General features: G+C 44.2%; 9 protein-coding genes. 4 read left to right on the top strand and 5 right to left on the bottom strand.

Annotation, left to right across the window (positions count from 1 at the left end):
* Positions 1-161: 161 nt before the first annotated feature.
* From QZZ43_RS15245 to QZZ43_RS15235, 3 genes are all read right to left on the bottom strand, one after another.
* Positions 162-4,427 (bottom strand): hypothetical protein, encoded by a 4,266-nt coding sequence (locus QZZ43_RS15245; RefSeq protein ID WP_291861210.1) that lies wholly within the window; start codon positions 4,425-4,427, stop codon positions 162-164.
* A 134-nt stretch (positions 4,428-4,561) separates the two neighbouring features.
* Positions 4,562-4,687, bottom strand: a complete 126-nt coding sequence (locus QZZ43_RS15240; protein ID WP_291861208.1) for a hypothetical protein — start codon at positions 4,685-4,687, stop codon at positions 4,562-4,564.
* An 83-nt stretch (positions 4,688-4,770) separates the two neighbouring features.
* On the bottom strand, positions 4,771-10,041 hold the full coding sequence (locus QZZ43_RS15235) for a hypothetical protein (RefSeq protein ID WP_291861206.1): 5,271 nt from the start codon (positions 10,039-10,041) through the stop codon (positions 4,771-4,773).
* Positions 10,042-10,504: 463 nt separating this feature from the next.
* Between QZZ43_RS15235 and QZZ43_RS15230 the strand changes: the two genes are divergently transcribed.
* The gene (locus QZZ43_RS15230) at positions 10,505-12,025 is read left to right on the top strand and encodes a DUF5050 domain-containing protein (protein WP_291861204.1); all 1,521 of its coding nucleotides are present in this window, start codon (positions 10,505-10,507) and stop codon (positions 12,023-12,025) included.
* Between the two features lie 974 nt (positions 12,026-12,999).
* Here the strand turns inward: QZZ43_RS15230 and ccsA are convergent.
* Positions 13,000-16,068: a cytochrome c biogenesis protein CcsA gene (gene ccsA, locus QZZ43_RS15225; protein WP_291861202.1), complete on the bottom strand. Its 3,069-nt coding sequence runs from the start codon at positions 16,066-16,068 to the stop codon at positions 13,000-13,002.
* A gap of 135 nt (positions 16,069-16,203) precedes the next feature.
* Positions 16,204-16,572: a YccF domain-containing protein gene (locus tag QZZ43_RS15220; protein WP_291861200.1), complete on the bottom strand. Its 369-nt coding sequence runs from the start codon at positions 16,570-16,572 to the stop codon at positions 16,204-16,206.
* 398 nt (positions 16,573-16,970) lie between these two features.
* Between QZZ43_RS15220 and QZZ43_RS15215 the strand changes: the two genes are divergently transcribed.
* The 3 genes from QZZ43_RS15215 to QZZ43_RS15205 all read left to right on the top strand — a co-directional run.
* On the top strand, positions 16,971-17,792 hold the full coding sequence (locus QZZ43_RS15215; protein WP_291861198.1) for a hypothetical protein: 822 nt from the start codon (positions 16,971-16,973) through the stop codon (positions 17,790-17,792).
* Positions 17,793-18,194: 402 nt separating this feature from the next.
* Positions 18,195-18,872: a CPBP family intramembrane glutamic endopeptidase gene (locus tag QZZ43_RS15210; protein WP_291861196.1), complete on the top strand. Its 678-nt coding sequence runs from the start codon at positions 18,195-18,197 to the stop codon at positions 18,870-18,872.
* A 198-nt stretch (positions 18,873-19,070) separates the two neighbouring features.
* Positions 19,071-19,383, top strand: a 313-nt coding sequence (locus tag QZZ43_RS15205; protein WP_291861195.1) for a hypothetical protein, incomplete at its 3' end; no start/stop codon positions are given.

The following is a 19,383-nucleotide window of genomic DNA, read 5'->3' as shown; positions in this document are numbered from 1 at the left end:
CCGCCAAATACTTTGCCGAAAGAGCGGTTGTAAAGATACAGCGACAGGTGATTTGCGTCAAGTTTACGAGATCAAAACCCAATGCAAACCACCCAAAAACAATCGCTTACAAAAGCCTATATATACCTCATATTAAAGTGATGCTTAAAAAAGAAAAATGATTATTTTTCCTTCTTATTTACATTAAATTCATCGGCAAAAACAAGCTTCCGGCGACCTGTTTTATCTGCTTTTTCATACTCAAGAACCACTACATCAAAAGGCACTTTTCTCAACCCGGAAGTAATTCTGAAATTTGCCGTAGCAACAAAATTATAATTATCCGGAAAAGAAATATTGGTGATTAATGTTTCTTCATTGATTGAGTCACGCCCGGGCTCTGAGGCACTGATAACTCCTGAGATGGGTTGAGGAATATTACTACTTATAATTTTTATCTCAAAAGAATTATCAAAGCCGGCATAGCTGTTACCCGAGATCTCCACATTAATTTGAGTGGCAACATTGCCTCTTCTTTCAACCGACAGCTTTATTTTGCGTTCGGGAACCAGTTGAATAAAATCGGTCTCCACAACTGGTGAAAGACAAACATCTGTATTGCTAATTCGCAAAGAATGTTCCTGATAACGAGCCAGTATCAGCTTAACAAAAGGAAAATAGCGAGTCAGTGGATCTATTGATAAATCGGCATACCAAAGTTTGCGTTCTGCATCGAATTGTGGCGCAAAAGCAACAACATCTGCCTTTGAGTCATTGATGCCTGGATAAACAATGCCTCTGTCCACCTTGCTGTGCCACTTAAAATGGCTGCTCTCAAGATGAAAACTGGTGTCTCCCGGGAACGGAAAAACAGGATCCGATCCCCACTGTGAATAGGTAACAGGCAATTCGGGAAGATTTTCTGCCGTTCCCTGAGGCGCCAATACCACCCCTAACATTTCCCCCTCCCCGGAACTGAACCAGGGCCGTTTCAGATAAACCCTCAATCCTCCACCGGAGCGAAGATGGGTAATCTGGTTTTCTCCGCCCGACTTGTGCCAGTTGAACGTGGGAATAATATATTCCACCTCCGGGGGCGAAGGACGGTCAGAACTTAAAATATTGACACGAACGGGCTCCCCTTTCTGCGTATAAGCAAGTCCCTGAATAGGTTTAAGGGTTCCTTCCGCATCAGGTTGCCTGAAGTATTCGGGATAACGGGTAGTGGCAATCGGTTTGTAATCCACGAACCGGTGTCTGGTGTCGTCAAAGTTATGCATCAACCCAAAGGCTTTTAAAACATATGCCTTTGAAAAGACAGGCAGCAACTTGAGCGTTAGAGCATTATCTCCTTGTTTATTCTCAATGCGCGCTTTCTTTTTAGCCTGTCCGGATTGCTGCACCCCGGGTTTTAGTTTAAGCTTCCGGATATTTTCAATACGGGAACCCGGAGCTAACGTATTGATGACATTAAATTCAGGATTCCTGGGGGGAAAATAGCCCACATGATGAACCTGCTCATTGTATTTGATTTTAACCGAATCCAGCAATTTCCGGTTGCTCACTTCAAGTGGTAGGGGTTTAAGAGGGTTATCGTCCCATTCTTTCCAGGTAGCATCAAGTTCAACCTTACCGGTGCTTTGTCCGTGAATCCTAATCCGGGTTTTTATCCACGCCGGAGTATCCAGATAACCCCGGTCAGCAGCCGAATCATTCAGAACAGGGGGCCTGAGGGGCCGCTGAATAGCATGCACAAGTTCCATTTCCCGTGCGGGACTAACCATCCAGTGGCGCCCTTCACGCAGATGATCACGTACCTGATGAAACCCGCTTTTGGTGGACAGCTGTTCCCAAATCCCCGAAAGAGTCTGAAGATCTTCATTCTTCCAGTAGCAGGTATATTTGATTCTTGCCCGATGTCCCTTTGGTAAAGAGAAGGTAAGTATGCGGCTGGATTCATTCCATTCAGACCCGGCATCACCTTCAACCAACTCAATGGTAACAGGCCTTACATTCAGCCAGCTGCCATTCTCTAACATACCGGTTGGAATAAATGCAACCCGATGAGGTGAAAATTTCTGCGTATGTGTATCCTCGTAATCTTCTGCCAGGAAAACCGCTACTCCGGCGGCAGCAGGATCAGGCAGGTAAGTAAGTTTAAATGAACCGGCGTTATAGACTTTATCTTGAGGATCGTTCACCCCCGGCGGAGTTTCATGGCTGGTGATCAGACCGTATATAAGTTTGGCCTCCTGCATGTTGCCTGAGAATGCCTTTTCAAATTTACCGTGGCGTTCGGCAGTCAGCTGGCTGTTAGAAGGTGGAATAAGAAGTCGGCGCGCCTCACGGTCGGATGGATCGACCCCCGGGTCGGAATAGTCTTGTACAGGGGTATCCACATCACTTTTAATGACCAGCCGCTCCACATCTTCTCCTATCTTATATTTATTTCCGGCCAAAACAACGGGAGACGCAATGGGTTCATAACGGCGATAAGTGATGCTTTGCACAATGGCCTCCGCCGGATTATCAGGAGTTGCCTCCAGCGGCACACTGTTTCCTGCCACATCCACGTAACGCATCCGGAGATGGTAACTATTCCCGTAACGCAAAGAGGGCAGTGTGCCGGGGACAATATGGGATCGCACATTCATCCGGACTTTGGCTTCAGGATGATAGCCGTATTTCTTTTCTTCTTCAGCCACATCATTATTAACATAATCCTTAGCCTCTTCCCCGGTTCCTTCTGCTTCATTAATTGCAAATCCGGGTCTTTCAACTGCAAGACTCCAGCCTGTCCAACGGGCCACCACACCCGTTACAAATACGTCTTCACCCTCCTCGTCTTCGGTCAGGGCCAATTGGTTAAAACCTTCATCAGGCAGGATGTTGTCCACAGGCCAGGCATTCTTGTTTTCATCATAAACCGTTATCTCATCCTGTTTCAACTGGAGCGAATACCACTTATCGGGCTGATTGGCGTAAGCAACATCCATGCGATATCCCATCACCAGATCGTTGGCATACATAACCTCCGAGTCCGGAATCTGAATTTTCATGGCCGTTATTTGCGGGTTTACCTCCAGCATCTGACTATTCAGACTGAGCTGCGCAGGAAGCAACGTCGGGGGTGCAGCCAATTTAACATCCAACTGGCGCGCCTTGACAAACCGCGCATTAAGATAGGTTTCAACATTGTTTTTAATGATTGCGATTCCGGCTGATTTTATGGTAGGGAGCCCTTCTTCGCCAGCTACTTCTTCACCTCTTTCGTCATCTTCATCTTCCACAGATTCCTCATCGGGAGTCATTCTTTTAACCCGTAATTGCACTTCAGAAACCTTCTCCACCACATTTTTCACCTGATTATCCACTTTATTGATGGTCTGAATTGCCGTTCCATCTGTATCAATTTGTGCAACGGAAAAGTCGGATGTGTTTAGCTTGACAAACCCGTTCCTCAACTCACTTCCGGATTTTTCTCTTGCAAAAAATCCTTTCGACGTCATCCGATAGGCTGTAGCAGTAACGGAGACTTCCGTGGGGTCATTAAATTCCAATCCTACCGGGAATGCCGACACCCTTCCTTCATGGGGTAGAGAGGAATCGAAGGGAACCATCAAGTCGATAACCAGCCCCAGTTTTCTAAGCATTTGCGGATAGTCGCTCATCTGAGCCAGTATATCATGAAACTCAAATTCAGGCACTTCAACCGGCTTGACAGAGGGAATTGGTCTTGCCACGTCTATCCTGTGAAAATCGCGGAAACGGGCAAATTGAAATGCAGGCTCCTTATCTTTGATTCGTATTTGAGCATAGTTCCCCGACTGAAGAATCTGTCGATAATCCATAACAGGTTGTTGCTGAACCATAGGCCGAACCATGGCTGACCTATCGAGGTTCAACCCCTTAATATCCTGCCTGACCTCTGCTTTAGCCACCGACTTGTCTTCAATTTTCTGATAAGCATTGAATACCTCAGGCTCAACGGATTTCCGTCCGATCCGGCGGATGTTTTCATTTTGCAGAAACTGGCCCGGTTTCAAAAGGTTAACAGGACTTTTTATGCCGAAGTCGCGATAGACATTCAGCAGAGATTGGCTGATCTCATAAGTCGGATAGGCGTGAATCTTAAGCCCGGACTTGTCTTCAACGATGAATGCTGAAACTTTAACCCCGGGATGAATGAGGGTCCCCCAAACCTCAGTATCAATTACGGAGGTATTCCCTGTTGCCGCAACTACTTCACTGCCGTTCCAGCGAACTTTGAATCCGGAAACATTTTTAATCTTTTGAGCCCATTGCAGAACCTCCGGAAAGATATCCAGAGTAGTGGCTGAAGAATGAGAAAGCCTGAGTCCGCAATGCAATGAAATCCGAAGATATTGCTGACCGTCAACAGTAACTTTGCCATTGGGCAAGGTGGTGTATATAAATGTTTGCTTCATCAGATTAATTTTTGGTTTTCAGATATCCGGACTCAAGGTTTGATTAGCCCGGCTTTAAAGAAATTCCGGTTATTCTAATTCGGGATGTATTTAAAATTATCAGGCATAAATGACTGATTGTAATTAGTGTTTGTCTATAAAGTCCAACCTCTGCGTTGTTGTTCAAAATCCAAATCCTCATCCCGATTGTGCTTTTTGTTGGTTTTTTGTTTAAAAAACCTTACAAAAGCTACTTCGGGACTGCGGTTTAGATTTTTCACACGCCTTGAATTTGAACTTTCTAGTTCAAACACCTGAAAAACGCTTAGTTTATAGACGGACTTTAATTAACCCTCAATCGCTGTCAGGATGCAAATGCCGAACAGTAACTCTGCCAATGATCCAGGGTATACGAATCCTTAAACTTAGGATCAGCATCATTCCCGGCAAAGGTGCGACTCACAGTAACCTTCACTGTTTTGCTGAAGAACAAAATCTCCACCTTCACGGAAAGTGTGGCACGACCTTTCAGCTGGCTGCTTCCCGCAATCACCAGTCCATCCGAAGTGGTTTTGGAGCCAATGGCCTCGTAAACCATCTCCAGATAAAACTCCAGCGTTACCTTAATGAGCCCGATAATGGACAACCGACCCGTCATTCTCAGATAGGCAGCCATCGATTGTTTATTGATATCATCCTCCATGATGAGGGTATAGTAAAAACCGCCCATCACTTCCACTGACCCGCTGGCAACCCCGACATTTAGCGAAACACCTGCTCCAAATTCAAAGGCAGCATCAAGGCGGGTAAGCCCCTGCATGGTGGTTTCCATCATAAAAAAGCCCCCGCCTCCAAAACATGAAACCATCAGTTTGAAGGGATTTTCCGGAGAACAAAAATTGAAGCCCAGTTTCAGAGGATCTTTGTTAAAAGACAGGATTAGTTTAGTCCCCAACATCATGTTTGAAATAGCCAAAATACCCACCTCAATGTTGGGCAGGGGGAAATTATACCCCGCCACAATCCCGTTTTCAGTAATATTAATGTAGGGTCCGCCGGAAAATTGGTCGGATTGAATCACGCTTTGCAGGCTGTTGACAAATGATAGTGAACCGATGAGCCGGACAGGCACCGGTTTAAATTTCACATCTACATCCGCACTGGCACTGGTTCCCGATTTAAAAGCAATTTTCTGGAAGTTTAATTGCAATGAATCAGCGACCACAACAGAGAACTCCCTGATAGATGCATTAACGTCAAAATCAGGCGGTTCCTTAAGGTCCAGTGTTTTGGTAAGAATGCTGTCAAGTGATATTTCAATCTGGTCTTTCTCATTATTAAGATTTTTAATGGTAAAAAGAGTTCCGGCACTGTAGGATGCTTTGGTCTTTGGTTTCCAGTGATATTCCACCACAATTTTGTCACCTTTTACCTGAAATTTAACATTGGGAATTTCAGGAATAGCGTCAATCACCGTGTCGGCCACCTGCGATGCCAGATTTTTTATCAGCCCCTGTACATCAGACAACTGAGCTGCCATGGCCAACCCCTGAATGGCAGCTGATATTTCCCGATCATCCAGCCCCTGATCCTTTAACCCTGAAACAAGAGTGAGTAGATCATCCACGGCCTGACCCATCTCTGAGTCAATTTCCACGCCTGCATCTTCAAGTTTACTCTTCAAAGCTTGAGCATTTCCGATGAATCCCGAGATGTTATCAAGTTGAACCTCCTTATTCCAGATTTCTTTGCCCACTTTGATGGTCTGCTGAAGTGTCTGTTGCATATTTCCTGGCACCGAAACGCCATAAGATTCTAAGGCATTGGCCATCTCATCAAGATCCTGCAAAACAGCTATAATATCCTTATTGTCAAGCAAATCACCTACTACTTCAAGCAATACATTCAGCTTCTTCAATTCCGTATCGATACGGGCCAGAATCATCATCATCCGGCTTTGAAGTTCTTCAATCTGATCCCTTATTTGTTCAATGCTGCTTTTAACCGCACTAATGGCACCTGATAAATCCACATCGGGCAATAACAGATCTACAAAACTGATAATGCCAAAAATCTTTGGCATATACTCTTCTGCAAGATTAAAGATCTCATTAACCTGAACAACCAGTTTTTCCAGGTCTTCAATCTTATTGCCACTTATCCCGGTCAGTTTGGAAAAGCCTGATACCGCCATATTGGGTGTCAGGAAACCACCACTTTTTTCCGTATCTCCAAAAACCAGAGAAGGTTTTTCATCCTCTATGACCCTGGCAAATACCATGGAGAGGTTATTGTCATCCACCAAACTTATCCTAACCGGATTTCTGTCACCGGTCAGCTCTTCAATCTGCCGCACAAAAACAGAAGCCTCCTTTATTTCAGGATAGAAATCAATCAAATTGACCATTTGGCCCTTTTCCGCTCCAAAAATGATGCTTTGGGTCTCAAAGGAGGTATCTCCCGGAACCAGACTCCGGGCGTACGATATGGACCGCGATGCAGACGACGAACTAAAATAGTTCCAACCAACATCGTTGTAATGATCCACCACCAAATGTTGGCTGCTCAATGAACCATCGATAAAAACAAGCGGGACTTCCAACGAAACCGGTTTCCCGGAGGCATCATCCACAATAATTTTGAAAGTATCAGAGGCAGAATGATTTCGTGGTTGATATAATTCAAATACCTCTTTGGAATGAATCGGTCTGACCGGATGAATCTTTTTAAACCGGTCTTTGATTTCAATACGTTGAAACGGGAAAGGAACAAACGATGCATTGCTTCCCTGACTAAAGTACAGTTCGGGTTGAGTGACCTTGATATATTCCCTCTTTACAAGAAGGGCAGCAACGACCCCGTTTACCTTTCTTAACTCCCGGGTAACGGTTGTTATTTTAACAGCTTTGTGCCCAAAAGGAAAAAGGAATCCACGACGCACCACTTTTATGAAATGATCACGCCCCATGGTTGCCCGCTGATCCCAGCCTATCAGTCCGGTATACTGAACAGGAGTGTCCATTTTAAAGGCATAATCAAACCATGCTCCCATCCCGGAAAGCATAAGCTGGTCGGCTTTTACCGGTTCGGGCAATACCCTGCGGCTGGTTCCGGCAATTTTCAAGTTTGTGTAATTGGAAGTAAGGTGCACCAATTCATGGAAGTCAATGGGTCCTGGAATATTATTAAGTTCGTTATTCCTGGAAACGGGACCGTCCTCAACCTTTTCATTGGCCCATTTGCTCCAGATTACTCTTACTGTTTTCAGGGAATTTAGCGAGTCTTCATCTACCTCTCCCGAAGCCAGACGAACTCCCATTCGTGTGTGCCACAACTCAAAAAGCTGCCCCGTTTTAGGTGCTAAAATTCCGGGAATATTAAGGAACTGAGGGGACACCAGGTTTTTATAAGTTCGTTTAACCGGCTTTACCTTCAGAGCCCTGGTTTGAGGTGGTTTCTGAATCAGCGTTTTCTGATTTGATTCGCGGTTCAACGGTTGAACAGTCACACGGGAGCGTTTAACAGGACGGGAGGGATCAATCCTTAAGTCTCCTGAAGGCTTTACAGGCGTAAGCGCTCCTTCCTGAGAAACATCCAAGCTATGAACAGAGCTTTCGTTGTACTCTTCAAACTCATCTTTCAGCAGAATGGAGTGAGTAAAGCCGGCAAACTGATTAGGGGAAATCTCTGCATAAACAGGAGCTTCAATCGATGTCTCCAAATGAGAAGGGGGCTTCATCTCAAGAAGATTTCGCATAGCCCCGCTTAAAGAGTCGGGGATACTAAGCTCAATCTCGGGGGTGGCAAGTGCCTGCGTCAATTGCTGATCGTCCAGTGACATAACTGAAGAACCTCGGGGGGTGGAAGCCATCGCAACTTTCAGTTCCATGGCAGTCATTGGCTGACTGGTAGTTTTGGATGGTTGGGCTCCGGTAGTGATGGTTCTGACGTTTCTTGATTTAACAGGAATCACACCAGGCCTGAGCTCAAACGACGAAAGATCGCGCCGGCGCCCCAAAGGAACCGACAAATCACGTATTCTGGCTCTTATCAGGCTTACTGCGGCACTGGTGTTAAACCATCGTGCCCGGTAATTTACCTGTAGCTCAAATTTCGACCAGTCAAGCAGATCGCTCATAACCAGCCGAATCGGCGGATGATCTGAGGGCACCCTAAAAACCAGACGGCTATTGCCGGCTCTTAAAAACTGAACAGGTACATTATAGGTCCCAAACTCTTCGAAGGCCTGTTCTCTAAGGTGCTGGGAAGGGAAATTTACAATAAAAAAGGCGGGATCTTTGGTGTTGTCAATTTCCAGGATATTATTCTCCAACTTAAAATTTGCGAACTCAAATTGCAGATTAAGGAAATCTTCCGGACGTACCAGGTTGAATTTTATGGGTTCGAAAACTCTTAGCCTGAGCTTCAGAGACTGCTTGTTGACATATAACCAGCTGGTCCTGTCCTGTTGCTGTGTGAATTCAAAAATGCCAAAGTTTTGAGCTTTTCCTGATTCCACTTTTTGGGGACGCTGAATTATCGGATCCTGGGGTTGAACCTCCACTTCAACGGGCTGAGTGTATGACACAGGTAATGAGCGGGCACCCTGTACGGATATAGCTGATTCTGCAATCCTTGCTTTACAATTGATGTCGTAAACTTTAGTCCCTTCTCCAAAAAGGCTGAAAAAGGCTGTTGCAGAACCTGCCAGCCCAAAAGTAGCATGAGTATGGCCATACCACTGGGGATTGTCCCCCAAATCGGCCACCAATCCAAAATATTCATTGTCTTCACTGTACTCCTTCACAAACCGGCTTCGGAAAAGCGACAGACCAATGCCATCAACACGCCCGGATTGATAGATCAAATTACTTTGATCCGGAGTTTCATTGCTTGCCCAGAAAAAACCTTCCCGTCGCCTCTCTGAGAGCACCAGTCCGGTGTATCGAAACGGATATTCCGGAGTCTGAAAAAAGCCACGCTCTCCTGTTTCCAGTTTCGTTAATCCTTTAAATTTATCCCTGGGGCCTTCAAGCATTATCCAGCTGTGAGCCTCCGGTTTTCTGAGCATTACCCAATAAGCAGAAAGAGGCGGAGCCAACAAAACCGTCAAGCCTTCAAAACGCTCAAGGCTCCCCAGAATGTTTACCGCAACCGATTCATCAGGATGAATCCTTAACTGCCAGTTTTTATCCAGCCTTAATTTACCTTCAGGAATAAAAAGCCAATCGGTTTTACCAAGTAAAATTTGTTGAGTGCGTCGATGAAATCCTTCAATTTGAACCTTTCCCCTGAGCCAGGGAATAAAAGCAACTTGTTTATTTATGCCAAGATGCGGAAAACGTATATGCATTTGCCATTCACCGGTTTTATTACTGATGGCAGCTTTAAAATCGGCCCGAATACCACTTCCCGGATAGACCGCATTCTTTAACAGGACAAAAAAACCACGTTCAGATTCGCGGTACTTTAAAACGGCATTTTTCCCAAATTCTTTAGGATTTACCGCCCAGGCTATTTCTCCTCCATAAATAAACCGGATAGTTTTCCCTTTTTTACTGACCTGAAACGGGGTAGAAAGAGCTTTCCCAAGCATTCGGGTAACAGGAGAGAAACCGATTAAAATAAGAGACATTTTTTTTAGGGCCATTCGGCGTGATGGAGAAACTGGTCCAGGATAGGTTTTCAATTCACGATTAAAAAAACCTTTGGTCTCCAAAAGGCTGAATCTTTTCCTTGAATGCATAAAAAAGTATGTTAAGGATAAATGAAATATGCAACTCGGCGTTCCATTGTTACACACAAATGGTTCACATAAAGATGATAAGTGCTGCCGGTTAGGCGGGGACTTTTCAAGACCAACCCCTGCTTAGATTTATCAGGTACTTAAGAAGAAATATTATGAAAGGGTCGATTTTCCAATGAGAATTAAAATTAACCGCAATAAATTACAATGTCAACTTAACCAGTATTCCATGTGAACTTTCGTGAAGAAACAGGAGGTTTAATTGTATTTGGCAGAAGGATGGAAAAGACTTTTTCAGACTATGGCTTTATTCCCCCAGTTCCTTATCTTTGGAAAAACAACTTATAAAACCATGAAACATTTACACACCACTAAAAACGGAGCCATCCTCCTGATTGGCTCGTTAATCATGAGCTTTATGACCAACGCACAAACCCCCGACACGGGAATATTCACTGAACACAACGATATCGGAGAAACAGGTATTACAGGAAATGCCACATACAATCCGGAAAACCAAACTTACATCATAAGCGGAAGTGGTGAAAATATCTGGTTCGATGAAGATGCATTTCAATACGCATGGCGCCAAATTTCGGGAGATTTTATTTTGAGAGCCCGGATGAAGTTTGAAGGAGAAGGGCATCATTCGCATCGCAAGATGGGGTGGATGTTGCGCGAAAACAAAACGCCAGGATCACCTCAATACAGCGCAGTTGTGCACGGGGATGGTCTCACTTCTCTTCAATACAGAAAATCAAAGGACGGAGAAACCCTCGAAATGTCTTCGGAAATTAAGACTCCTGATGTTGTACAACTGGAACGACGGGGCAGAATGCTGATAATGTCGGTGGCCAAATACGGAGAGCCATTCACATCTGTTGCCCTTGAAGTAGATAGCATGAAAGACAATCTGATGGCGGGCCTCTTTGTCTGTTCCCACGACAGCACCACCGTTGAGAATGCTGTTTTTGAGAATGTACGGTTCGTTAAGCCGGCACCGGCAGACCTGGTTCCCTATCAGGATTATCTGGGAAGTCATCTGGAAGTGATGGAACTTGCCACAGGCCTCCGGAAAAGCATCTTTACCTCCCCCGTCTCCATACAGGCACCCAACTGGACGCCCGACAATAAATCACTTATTTACAATAGCGAAGGATTGCTTTTCAGCATTCCTCCAACAGGTGGAATCCCCCAACAAATTAATACAGGATTTGCCACCAGCAACAACAACGACCATGTACTCACTTTTGACGGGAAAACCATCGGCATCAGTCACCATTCCAGCGATGACAATGGCAACTCGGTGATTTACAGTCTTCCTGTGGAGGGCGGAACACCAACGCGAATTACCGACAAAAGTCCGTCATACCTGCACGGCTGGTCACCCGACAATCAGTTTGTAATTTATACCGCCGGACGAAACGAACAGTACGACATCTACAAAATCCGAGTGACTGGAGGTGAAGAAATTCAGCTGACCAATCAAAAGACACTGGACGACGGCTCTGAATATTCACCTGACGGACAGTACATCTACTTCAACTCGGCCCGCACCGGAACCATGCAGCTTTGGCGTATGCGCCCCGATGGGTCGGAACAGAAACAGCTTACTTTTGATAATTACAACGATTGGTTTCCGCATGTTTCTCCCGATGGCAAAGAAATTGTTTTCATCTCTTACGGTCCCGAAATTGACGCAGGCGACCACCCCTTCTACAAACACGTTTACCTGCGAAGAATACCTGCAGATGGCGGGCAACCGGAGATTATTGCCTATCTGTACGGCGGTCAGGGAAGCATAAATGTGCCCAGCTGGTCACCTTGCGGAAAATACATTTCATTTGTGAGTAACAGCGGAGTGTGGTGGTAAGGAGGGAAGCCCCGGCGGAGCGGCAGTTAAGGCATGGAGCATGGAGATAAGATCAGAGGGCGGAGAACTTGGGCATAGGGGACTATAGATTCGGACATTGCCAGGTATTTTCCAATCTATATGATAAGACGGATATTGTTTTTAGTTCTTCTTTTCATGATGGATAAGCCCCGGAGGGGCGGCAGTATGGTAGAACGAATGTTTGTAATAAAAAAAATAGAGCCCCGGCAGGGGTGACAGATTTGTCCTTTAAGGGGTTTAGGAAGGGCCACAGAGGTTATTACGCAACAGGGTTATTACACAGAGTTTCAAGGAGGAGCCACAGAGTAGCACAGAGTTAATTTTAAACTTTTCTGATATGTCTGATATGGTTCTATCTACAGATGGCCACAGATTTTTGTTTTAATGAAAAATCAAGAAGCAGAAAAACGGGCTGAAAGCCCAATTGACCTCAGCCCGGGGCAACGTCCCGGGTAAAAGTTCAGGTCATTATTTGCGCCCTGAAAGGGCAGGTAGAAGGTTGAAAAATATAGGGAACGACACCTTCAGCATCGATATTTTATCGTTTAGGAACACCTATAAACATAAGAGACCTTCAGGCTCTGTTCCTCTGAAATATTAAGAAATGACCCCGAAGGCGGTCGCATATTTATAGCAATCCGCAAGGTAAGCAGTTACCGACCCCGTAGGCGGTCGTATGTTTTTCTATTGTTTATCGAATTACATTCGACACCTTTGGAGAACAACTATAAACATAAGAACTCTTCAGGCTCTGTTCGCCTGAAATATAAAGGAATGACCCCGAAGGCGATCGCATATTTATACCAAACCGCAAGGTGAGCAGCTACCGACCCCGAAGGCGGTCGTATGTTTTTCTATTGTTTATCGAATTACATTCGACACCTTTGGATTCGCGGTTTTATTGCATACTTCTTTGCTATAAACATGGGAGATCTTCGACCCCCGGCTATTAATTAACTCTCCTTCATCTTTCCATCTCTCCAGTAGGCATATCCAATCAGCACTGCCACAATTACCACAGAATAATAAACCGCGGTAGGAATAGGTACCGGGTCTCCACCCGCGTAGGAGTGCATTCCGGTTAGGTAATAATTCACTCCCAGATAAGTCATAATTACAGACCCGAAGGCAAGAATCGATGCCGTGTTAAATGCCATCCGGCCGCGTAGTCCGGGCACAATGCGCATGTGCCCAACAAAAGCATAAATCAAGATGGTAATGAGGGACCAGGTCTCTTTGGGATCCCAGCCCCAGTATCTACCCCACGATTCATTGGCCCATACACCGCCCAGGAACGATCCGATGGTCATCAGATAAAGGCCCACTATCAAAGCCATTTCGTTAATGGCTGTCAGCTCATCTATGGCCAGACTTATTCTGATTTTGTTATCTCTGGTTTGTAAGGAAGTCAGAAGCAGATTCATAAATCCAATGAGTGCCCCCAGTGTCATGAACCCATAGCCACCGATAATAACAGCCACATGTAAGGTTAGCCAGTACGATTTCAGCACTGGAACCAGGTTGGTAATCTCAGGATTCATCCAGCTAAGATGGGAAACCATCAGCACCACTCCAGCAAACAAAGCGGTTACCGAAAGCACCAGCGGCGAACGGCGACTAAAAAGAAGACCTGCCAGTAACAATGCCCAGGCAATAAAAATCATCGACTCATACCCGTTGGACCACGGTGCGTGCCCCGACACATACCAGCGAAGCCCCATACCAAAGGAATGGTAAAGAAAAGCCGCAACTATCAGCCACAAAGCGGCTGTACCAATGCTTTTTTTGGAAACGGGCGGGTAAACCAATCCCAGAATATTGTAAAGTACCAGAATAATGCCCAACACAAAAAAGAAAGTCGCCAGCCACATGAAGATATTCAGGCGGTTGTACAGAATCTCCGCATAGCGAATGGCCTCCGATGGCAACAGTTGTCCTCCATGCGCTTCCTGGAAATCGGAAATATCATTCAACACATCCAGGGCCCTGTCGGTATTATTTTCCCGCACCGCGACAATAAATGCAGGCATCGCCGAGGTAACAAACAAACTATCTTTTACAGAAAGTCCTTCCGGAGCTCTGGCTGGAATAAGCCAGGGCTCTTCCCGCTTGTTATTGACAGGAAACATTCGATGCAGCTCGCCTGATTGTGCCAAATAAAACACATTGACCTGTTCATCGACCTTAATCAGTTCCTGCTCGAGTTTATCGCGGTTGGCCGGATTTTCCCGGTAGGCTGCATCCACCATCTCTTTAATCTTGTAGCGTCGGTCGGCACTGAAAAAGTCCCCAAAAGCAGCTTTTTTCCCGGACACACCCAAAATCTCCTTTATGTGCGGATGCTTCACCGTAATAAGCGGCACCTGTTGCCATTCAGCCGGATGAGTTAGCAACCCCAAAAGCATCTGGTCAGGATTGAACCCTTTAAAGCTGTTATGCTTAACCAGTTTCACCATTATTTCCTGATGCAAACTGTTGAGCGGCTTTATCCGACCGCCTTTGTCCTGAACCCACAACTGTCCCAGTTCACCGGCAACATTCTCATCAGCCCTTGGAGGCATTTCCTGAGCATAAACTGTGGAAGAAAGTAAAAGAAGAAGGATGACACCTATGACCTTCCGCTTTTGATAAATAGTATTAGTTTTATTCAACAACTGGCGAAACCTTGTTTGGCGGGCAAACAATGACCAGAGCATACTCACACTCATCAGGAAATAACCCAGGTATGTAATAAATGTCCCCCAAAAGTCGTGATTAACGGAAAGAATTGTTCCCCTTTCATCGCGGTCATATGATGACTGATAAAACCGATAGCCCTCGTAATTGAGAATATTATTCATAAAAATGCGATAATCCATTTTTAAATCTTTCCGCTTATCTATCAGGGTTACTTCACTTGCAAAGGAAGAAGGACTCTCAGAACCCGGATATCTCTCCAGCTGAAAGTCATTCAGTTTGATGGCAAAGGGTAGTTGAAGCGGCAATGAACCATAACGGACAGAAATTCTCCCATCAGGAAGGGTTAATGTATTCGGCTCACCCAAAATTCCCTTTTTGCCGGAGACATGAAGATCGTAATTCACATCATCTCCTGATATCCTGAAGGACACCACATCGGTAACTGAATTTCCACTTTGTGCGGGGATTGAAACCGGGCTCAGCACAGCCTCAGGCCAGAAACGGGCCAATGCAAACTTTACATTGCCAGACAAAAACAGCGTGCCCGGTTGCATTTCAACCACGGTATTCGGTTCAATGGGTTCTTGCATCCCAGAAGCCATAGAAGTCTTCTGAACGGGCTTATCAGCCTCAAGTATAATTTTTTCATCCCCTTTTCGCCTGATAGAAAAATCCACTCCTGTTTTATTCTCAGGTTCAAAAGCAAGGGTTACTCCCTCCCAGCTGATTCTTTGGCCGGGTGAAAGAAACTGCTCATTTCTGCCTGAGGCGGAGGACAATAGAATTCCTGCCAGTGGTTGTCCACCTGTTTTTTTAACGGGACGTACAGCCGCATTCTGCAAATACGAAACACTCTCTATTTGGTAGGTCTGATTGTTCACTTCTACTTTATGGGAAAATTCCCGGGGCGTCCGGGGCGAAAGAAAAACCTGCTCATGAATCACCTCTGTTCCTGCCTTGTCTGCAATTTCAACCGTAACATATCCATCCGACGTGAACAAAGTTTCTGATGTTTCGCCTTCGCGGATGGGCATACTACACTCGTATCCAATATATCGCGTAATGGCAGCACCTACAATGATGATGAAAAACGAAAGATGAAACAAAAGAACCGGAAGTTTTTCCCATCGCCATAGATTAAAAGCAAAGAGGTTCCCAAACATATTGATGGCCAGCAACAGAAATATCAGTTCGAACCACCATGTATTGTAAACCAATGCCCGTGCAGCATTGTACCCAAAATCGTTTTCCAGAAAGGTGGCCACAGCCAGAACAACCGCTAAAAGAATAAAAAGAGCGCCCATCCACTGACGGGAGGTGAGAAAATTAACAACGCGATCCATAAAGCTTCATATTTACATAGTTGGATTTGATTTGCGAAAATAAGGATTTAATCAGGGATTCTTTCATAATCTCCTCAAGGAATAAAAACGTTCTTTCCGGAATCCCCGTTTCGCACAGCCAGGCCAATAAAAAAATTACTCCACCCTATATCCAAATGGCGTAAGTGCCAGTCCGGCCAGTTTAAAATGTTGTCGCGCAAAAGGAATCCCGATAATGGTAATGGCCAGTAAAACCCCAAAAATCAAATGGGTGGCAGAAATCCAGATGCCGCCAACCAGAATCCAGATAATATTCATGATGGTACTCAGACAACCACCATTCGAAGAACTGGGCACAACTCTCTGACTAAAAGGCCACAATGCAAGTAAGCCAAGTTTGAGTGTTTGCAAACCAAAGGGTATCCCAATGATGGTAATCATCAGAAAGAAACTGGCAACAAAATATTCGATGGCCGTGATTAATCCACCAAAAATGAGCCAAATAAGATTTCCAAGAAGTGACATAATATGGTTTTTAGTTGAAAAATCATTGAAAACAGGGAATTCCGGACACAAATAACTTTCACTGACAAAATGTTAATGAGTAAAAATAAAGAAATATTTTACACTTTCAGGTTTTTAAACCTATACGAATCAGAATTCAGCATTGATAATAAACACTGAGCATCTACTCTACTGACAAGGAGGCTCTTCCGAACGGGTATTCTATGCCGCGAAAAACCATTCAACCAGAAGACCAGCCCAGTTTGCCGGCCTGTTTCACCCCAAAGCAAAATGCACCCACAATTGAAAACACTCATCGTCATCAAAACATGCAGGGAGTTAATAAACTCATCGATAATTGCGGCCATAATTATTGTTTTATTATATTTATCCCACCAATCTGATCCAAATCCTAAATTATGCAAATTCTTATTTTCATTTTATCCGCCATTCTTCTGATTTTGATTGTAGCCTTAGTTTTCAAAAAAGATTTCAGGGCAGACGTCATCCGCTCTACCGACAACAGCGGAGAGACCAAACATTTCAAATTTAAAGGCACTCTTTTTTGGGTAGTTTACGCTTTTACTGCTGCCGGAACTTTCTACCTGGCTCTTCAGCACGACAAGCGCAGTCAGAGCATTTGTTCGCCATTTCTCACCGCTGAAACCAATAACTGGGTTGCAATAGACCTCAACAAGGCAGCACCTGTAGATATTGTTTTTGGCTGCGATACAATTAGAGAACGAAAGATTTTCTCGTCTATTCCGAAATTAAATATGGATTTGACTCTGGATGAGGATCTCCGGGTAAGAGGCATTGAATCAAGTTTCCTGTTTGGAGAAATCAGCGAGAAGTCTATCAATAAATTGTTGAATTGCAACAGAATGAACATGGAACAATACATCGAAATCTATTTTAGTTTCGACATGAACACTTTGCTGGTAGATACCATCAAGAACCAACCTACTCTATATGACTGGTATGAGTACAAAAAACTGCCATTCCGGATTCAACCAAAGATACTTGGAGAAGGAATGGTAGAAGTTTCCATTACAGGAAAAAAATCACAACTGGATTCGCTTGAAATCGGGCCATTGTCCCTTGGAAATAAATGGAGCAAAACCATTATTCACGATAATAGTGCTTACATCATCCGACTGAGGTCAAGGGACATTTACACCAACAACGATTATTCAGAACATGCCAATTTTCAGATTATTAAACTCAACTTAAAACAGTAATTTGATTAAAAAATAGATACCGCAAGAATTTCTGATTTTTCATCGCCTAATTTCAGAATGTTCTGGTATGGATGAAGAATACAATATATTTCACGAATTGCCAGAGAAAATAATTTCTTAAAAAAAGATTGTTTCGCTTTGATCGCAATGAACTCCGTTCTACTGATTATGGCCAGAAGCTGTCTAAAAAGTCACTACAGCTTTTGCTTTGCGCGGCTCATAGTTTTGTAGATTCGTAACAATGCGATTCTTCAGGGCGTTCAGAATGACAAAAAACACAAACCCCATGATTTTTTTGGACAACCTCTTAAAAACTTACAATTTCCTGCTATTGGAATGCCGTCCATCCCGGATAACAATCCCAATCTCTTTCCCGGACATCAATAAATAAAATCCGTACTTATGAAAAGAAAAAAACCCGATCCCAGAAAAAACAGTAGATTATTCATAATCCTCTCCCCCATCATTGTACTCACGTTTACCTGGCTAGGTGTTAAATGGTGTATCACTTCATTTCCAGACCACATCTCGTGGATTCCCGCATTCGCCGGATATTATCTGACAATTGGAATCGTTTTTCTTTTGAGCATACTGATTTTCAGGTTCAATCCATTAAAACATCTGGATTATAACCTGAAACCGCGACCCCGCTTTCCTTTACTTTTATGGACGATAATTCTTCCAGCTCTTTTGCCATTGGCAGCTTTCATAACACAAGCCCAATATGTTCCCTCACATTTGTTTTTCTTCATTCTGCTGTTTGCCCTAATAAATTCTTTTTTTGAAGAAATATACTGGAGGGGTTTTCTTGCATTTATACCGGGCCCCAACAGCATCCGAATACTTCTTTCGGCAAGTCTTTTCAGCTTCTCCCATTTTTTGTTTTGGGACCATTGGTACCCATCACCCATAATAATGATACCAACCGTTGTTTCAACCTTAATTATGGGGATTTTGTGGATGCACTTCATGAACAAAAAGAAAAATATAATCTACCCCATTCTTTCCCACATGTTTGTCGATATCCTAAACCTTTCAGTTGCTGTATATTCAGGATTAATCAATCCTCCGCATTTTTAGCCTGCCTTATCAGGGACAGGAAAAGCCCTGTTTCAGGGTGCTGCTGATGAACAACCAATATGTTTTGATAAATAGACAATATTTTATGATAAAAATCATATCCTTTTGAAGAGCGAACCCGTATAAGACGAAGCAGAAACATCAAAACCCCAATGTTTTTGCGAAGAAATAAAGATTTTACAGAAAACCTAACCCAAAATGAACAAACCCTACTTTGACTTTCATGTGCATCCATTGATCAAACCTTTTGGTCATGCATGCAAACGTTTACTGAAATACAACAAACACCTTGACCCTAAATTCTTTTCCTGCGAATGGCTGGAAGCCAATCATCCTTCAATTCTGAGGGATTTCCTCGATCCCCGGTCGAAAGCTTCTCTATGGAATGACAAACGTCCATGTCGCATTTTAAACAAACTCTTTGGGGAACTGGCCTTTGCCAAATTTTCGCAAAGTAATCTGACAGCTGCCAGGGAAGGTAATAGTCGTGTGGTGTCGCTCTCCCTTTATC

The sequence above is a fragment of the Marinilabilia sp. genome (genome assembly GCF_016278715.1).
Taxonomy (GTDB): Bacteria; Bacteroidota; Bacteroidia; order Bacteroidales; family Marinilabiliaceae; genus Marinilabilia.
The sequence above is the reverse complement of the archived record's forward strand: the minus strand, read 5'-3'. Positions and strand labels throughout refer to the sequence as shown.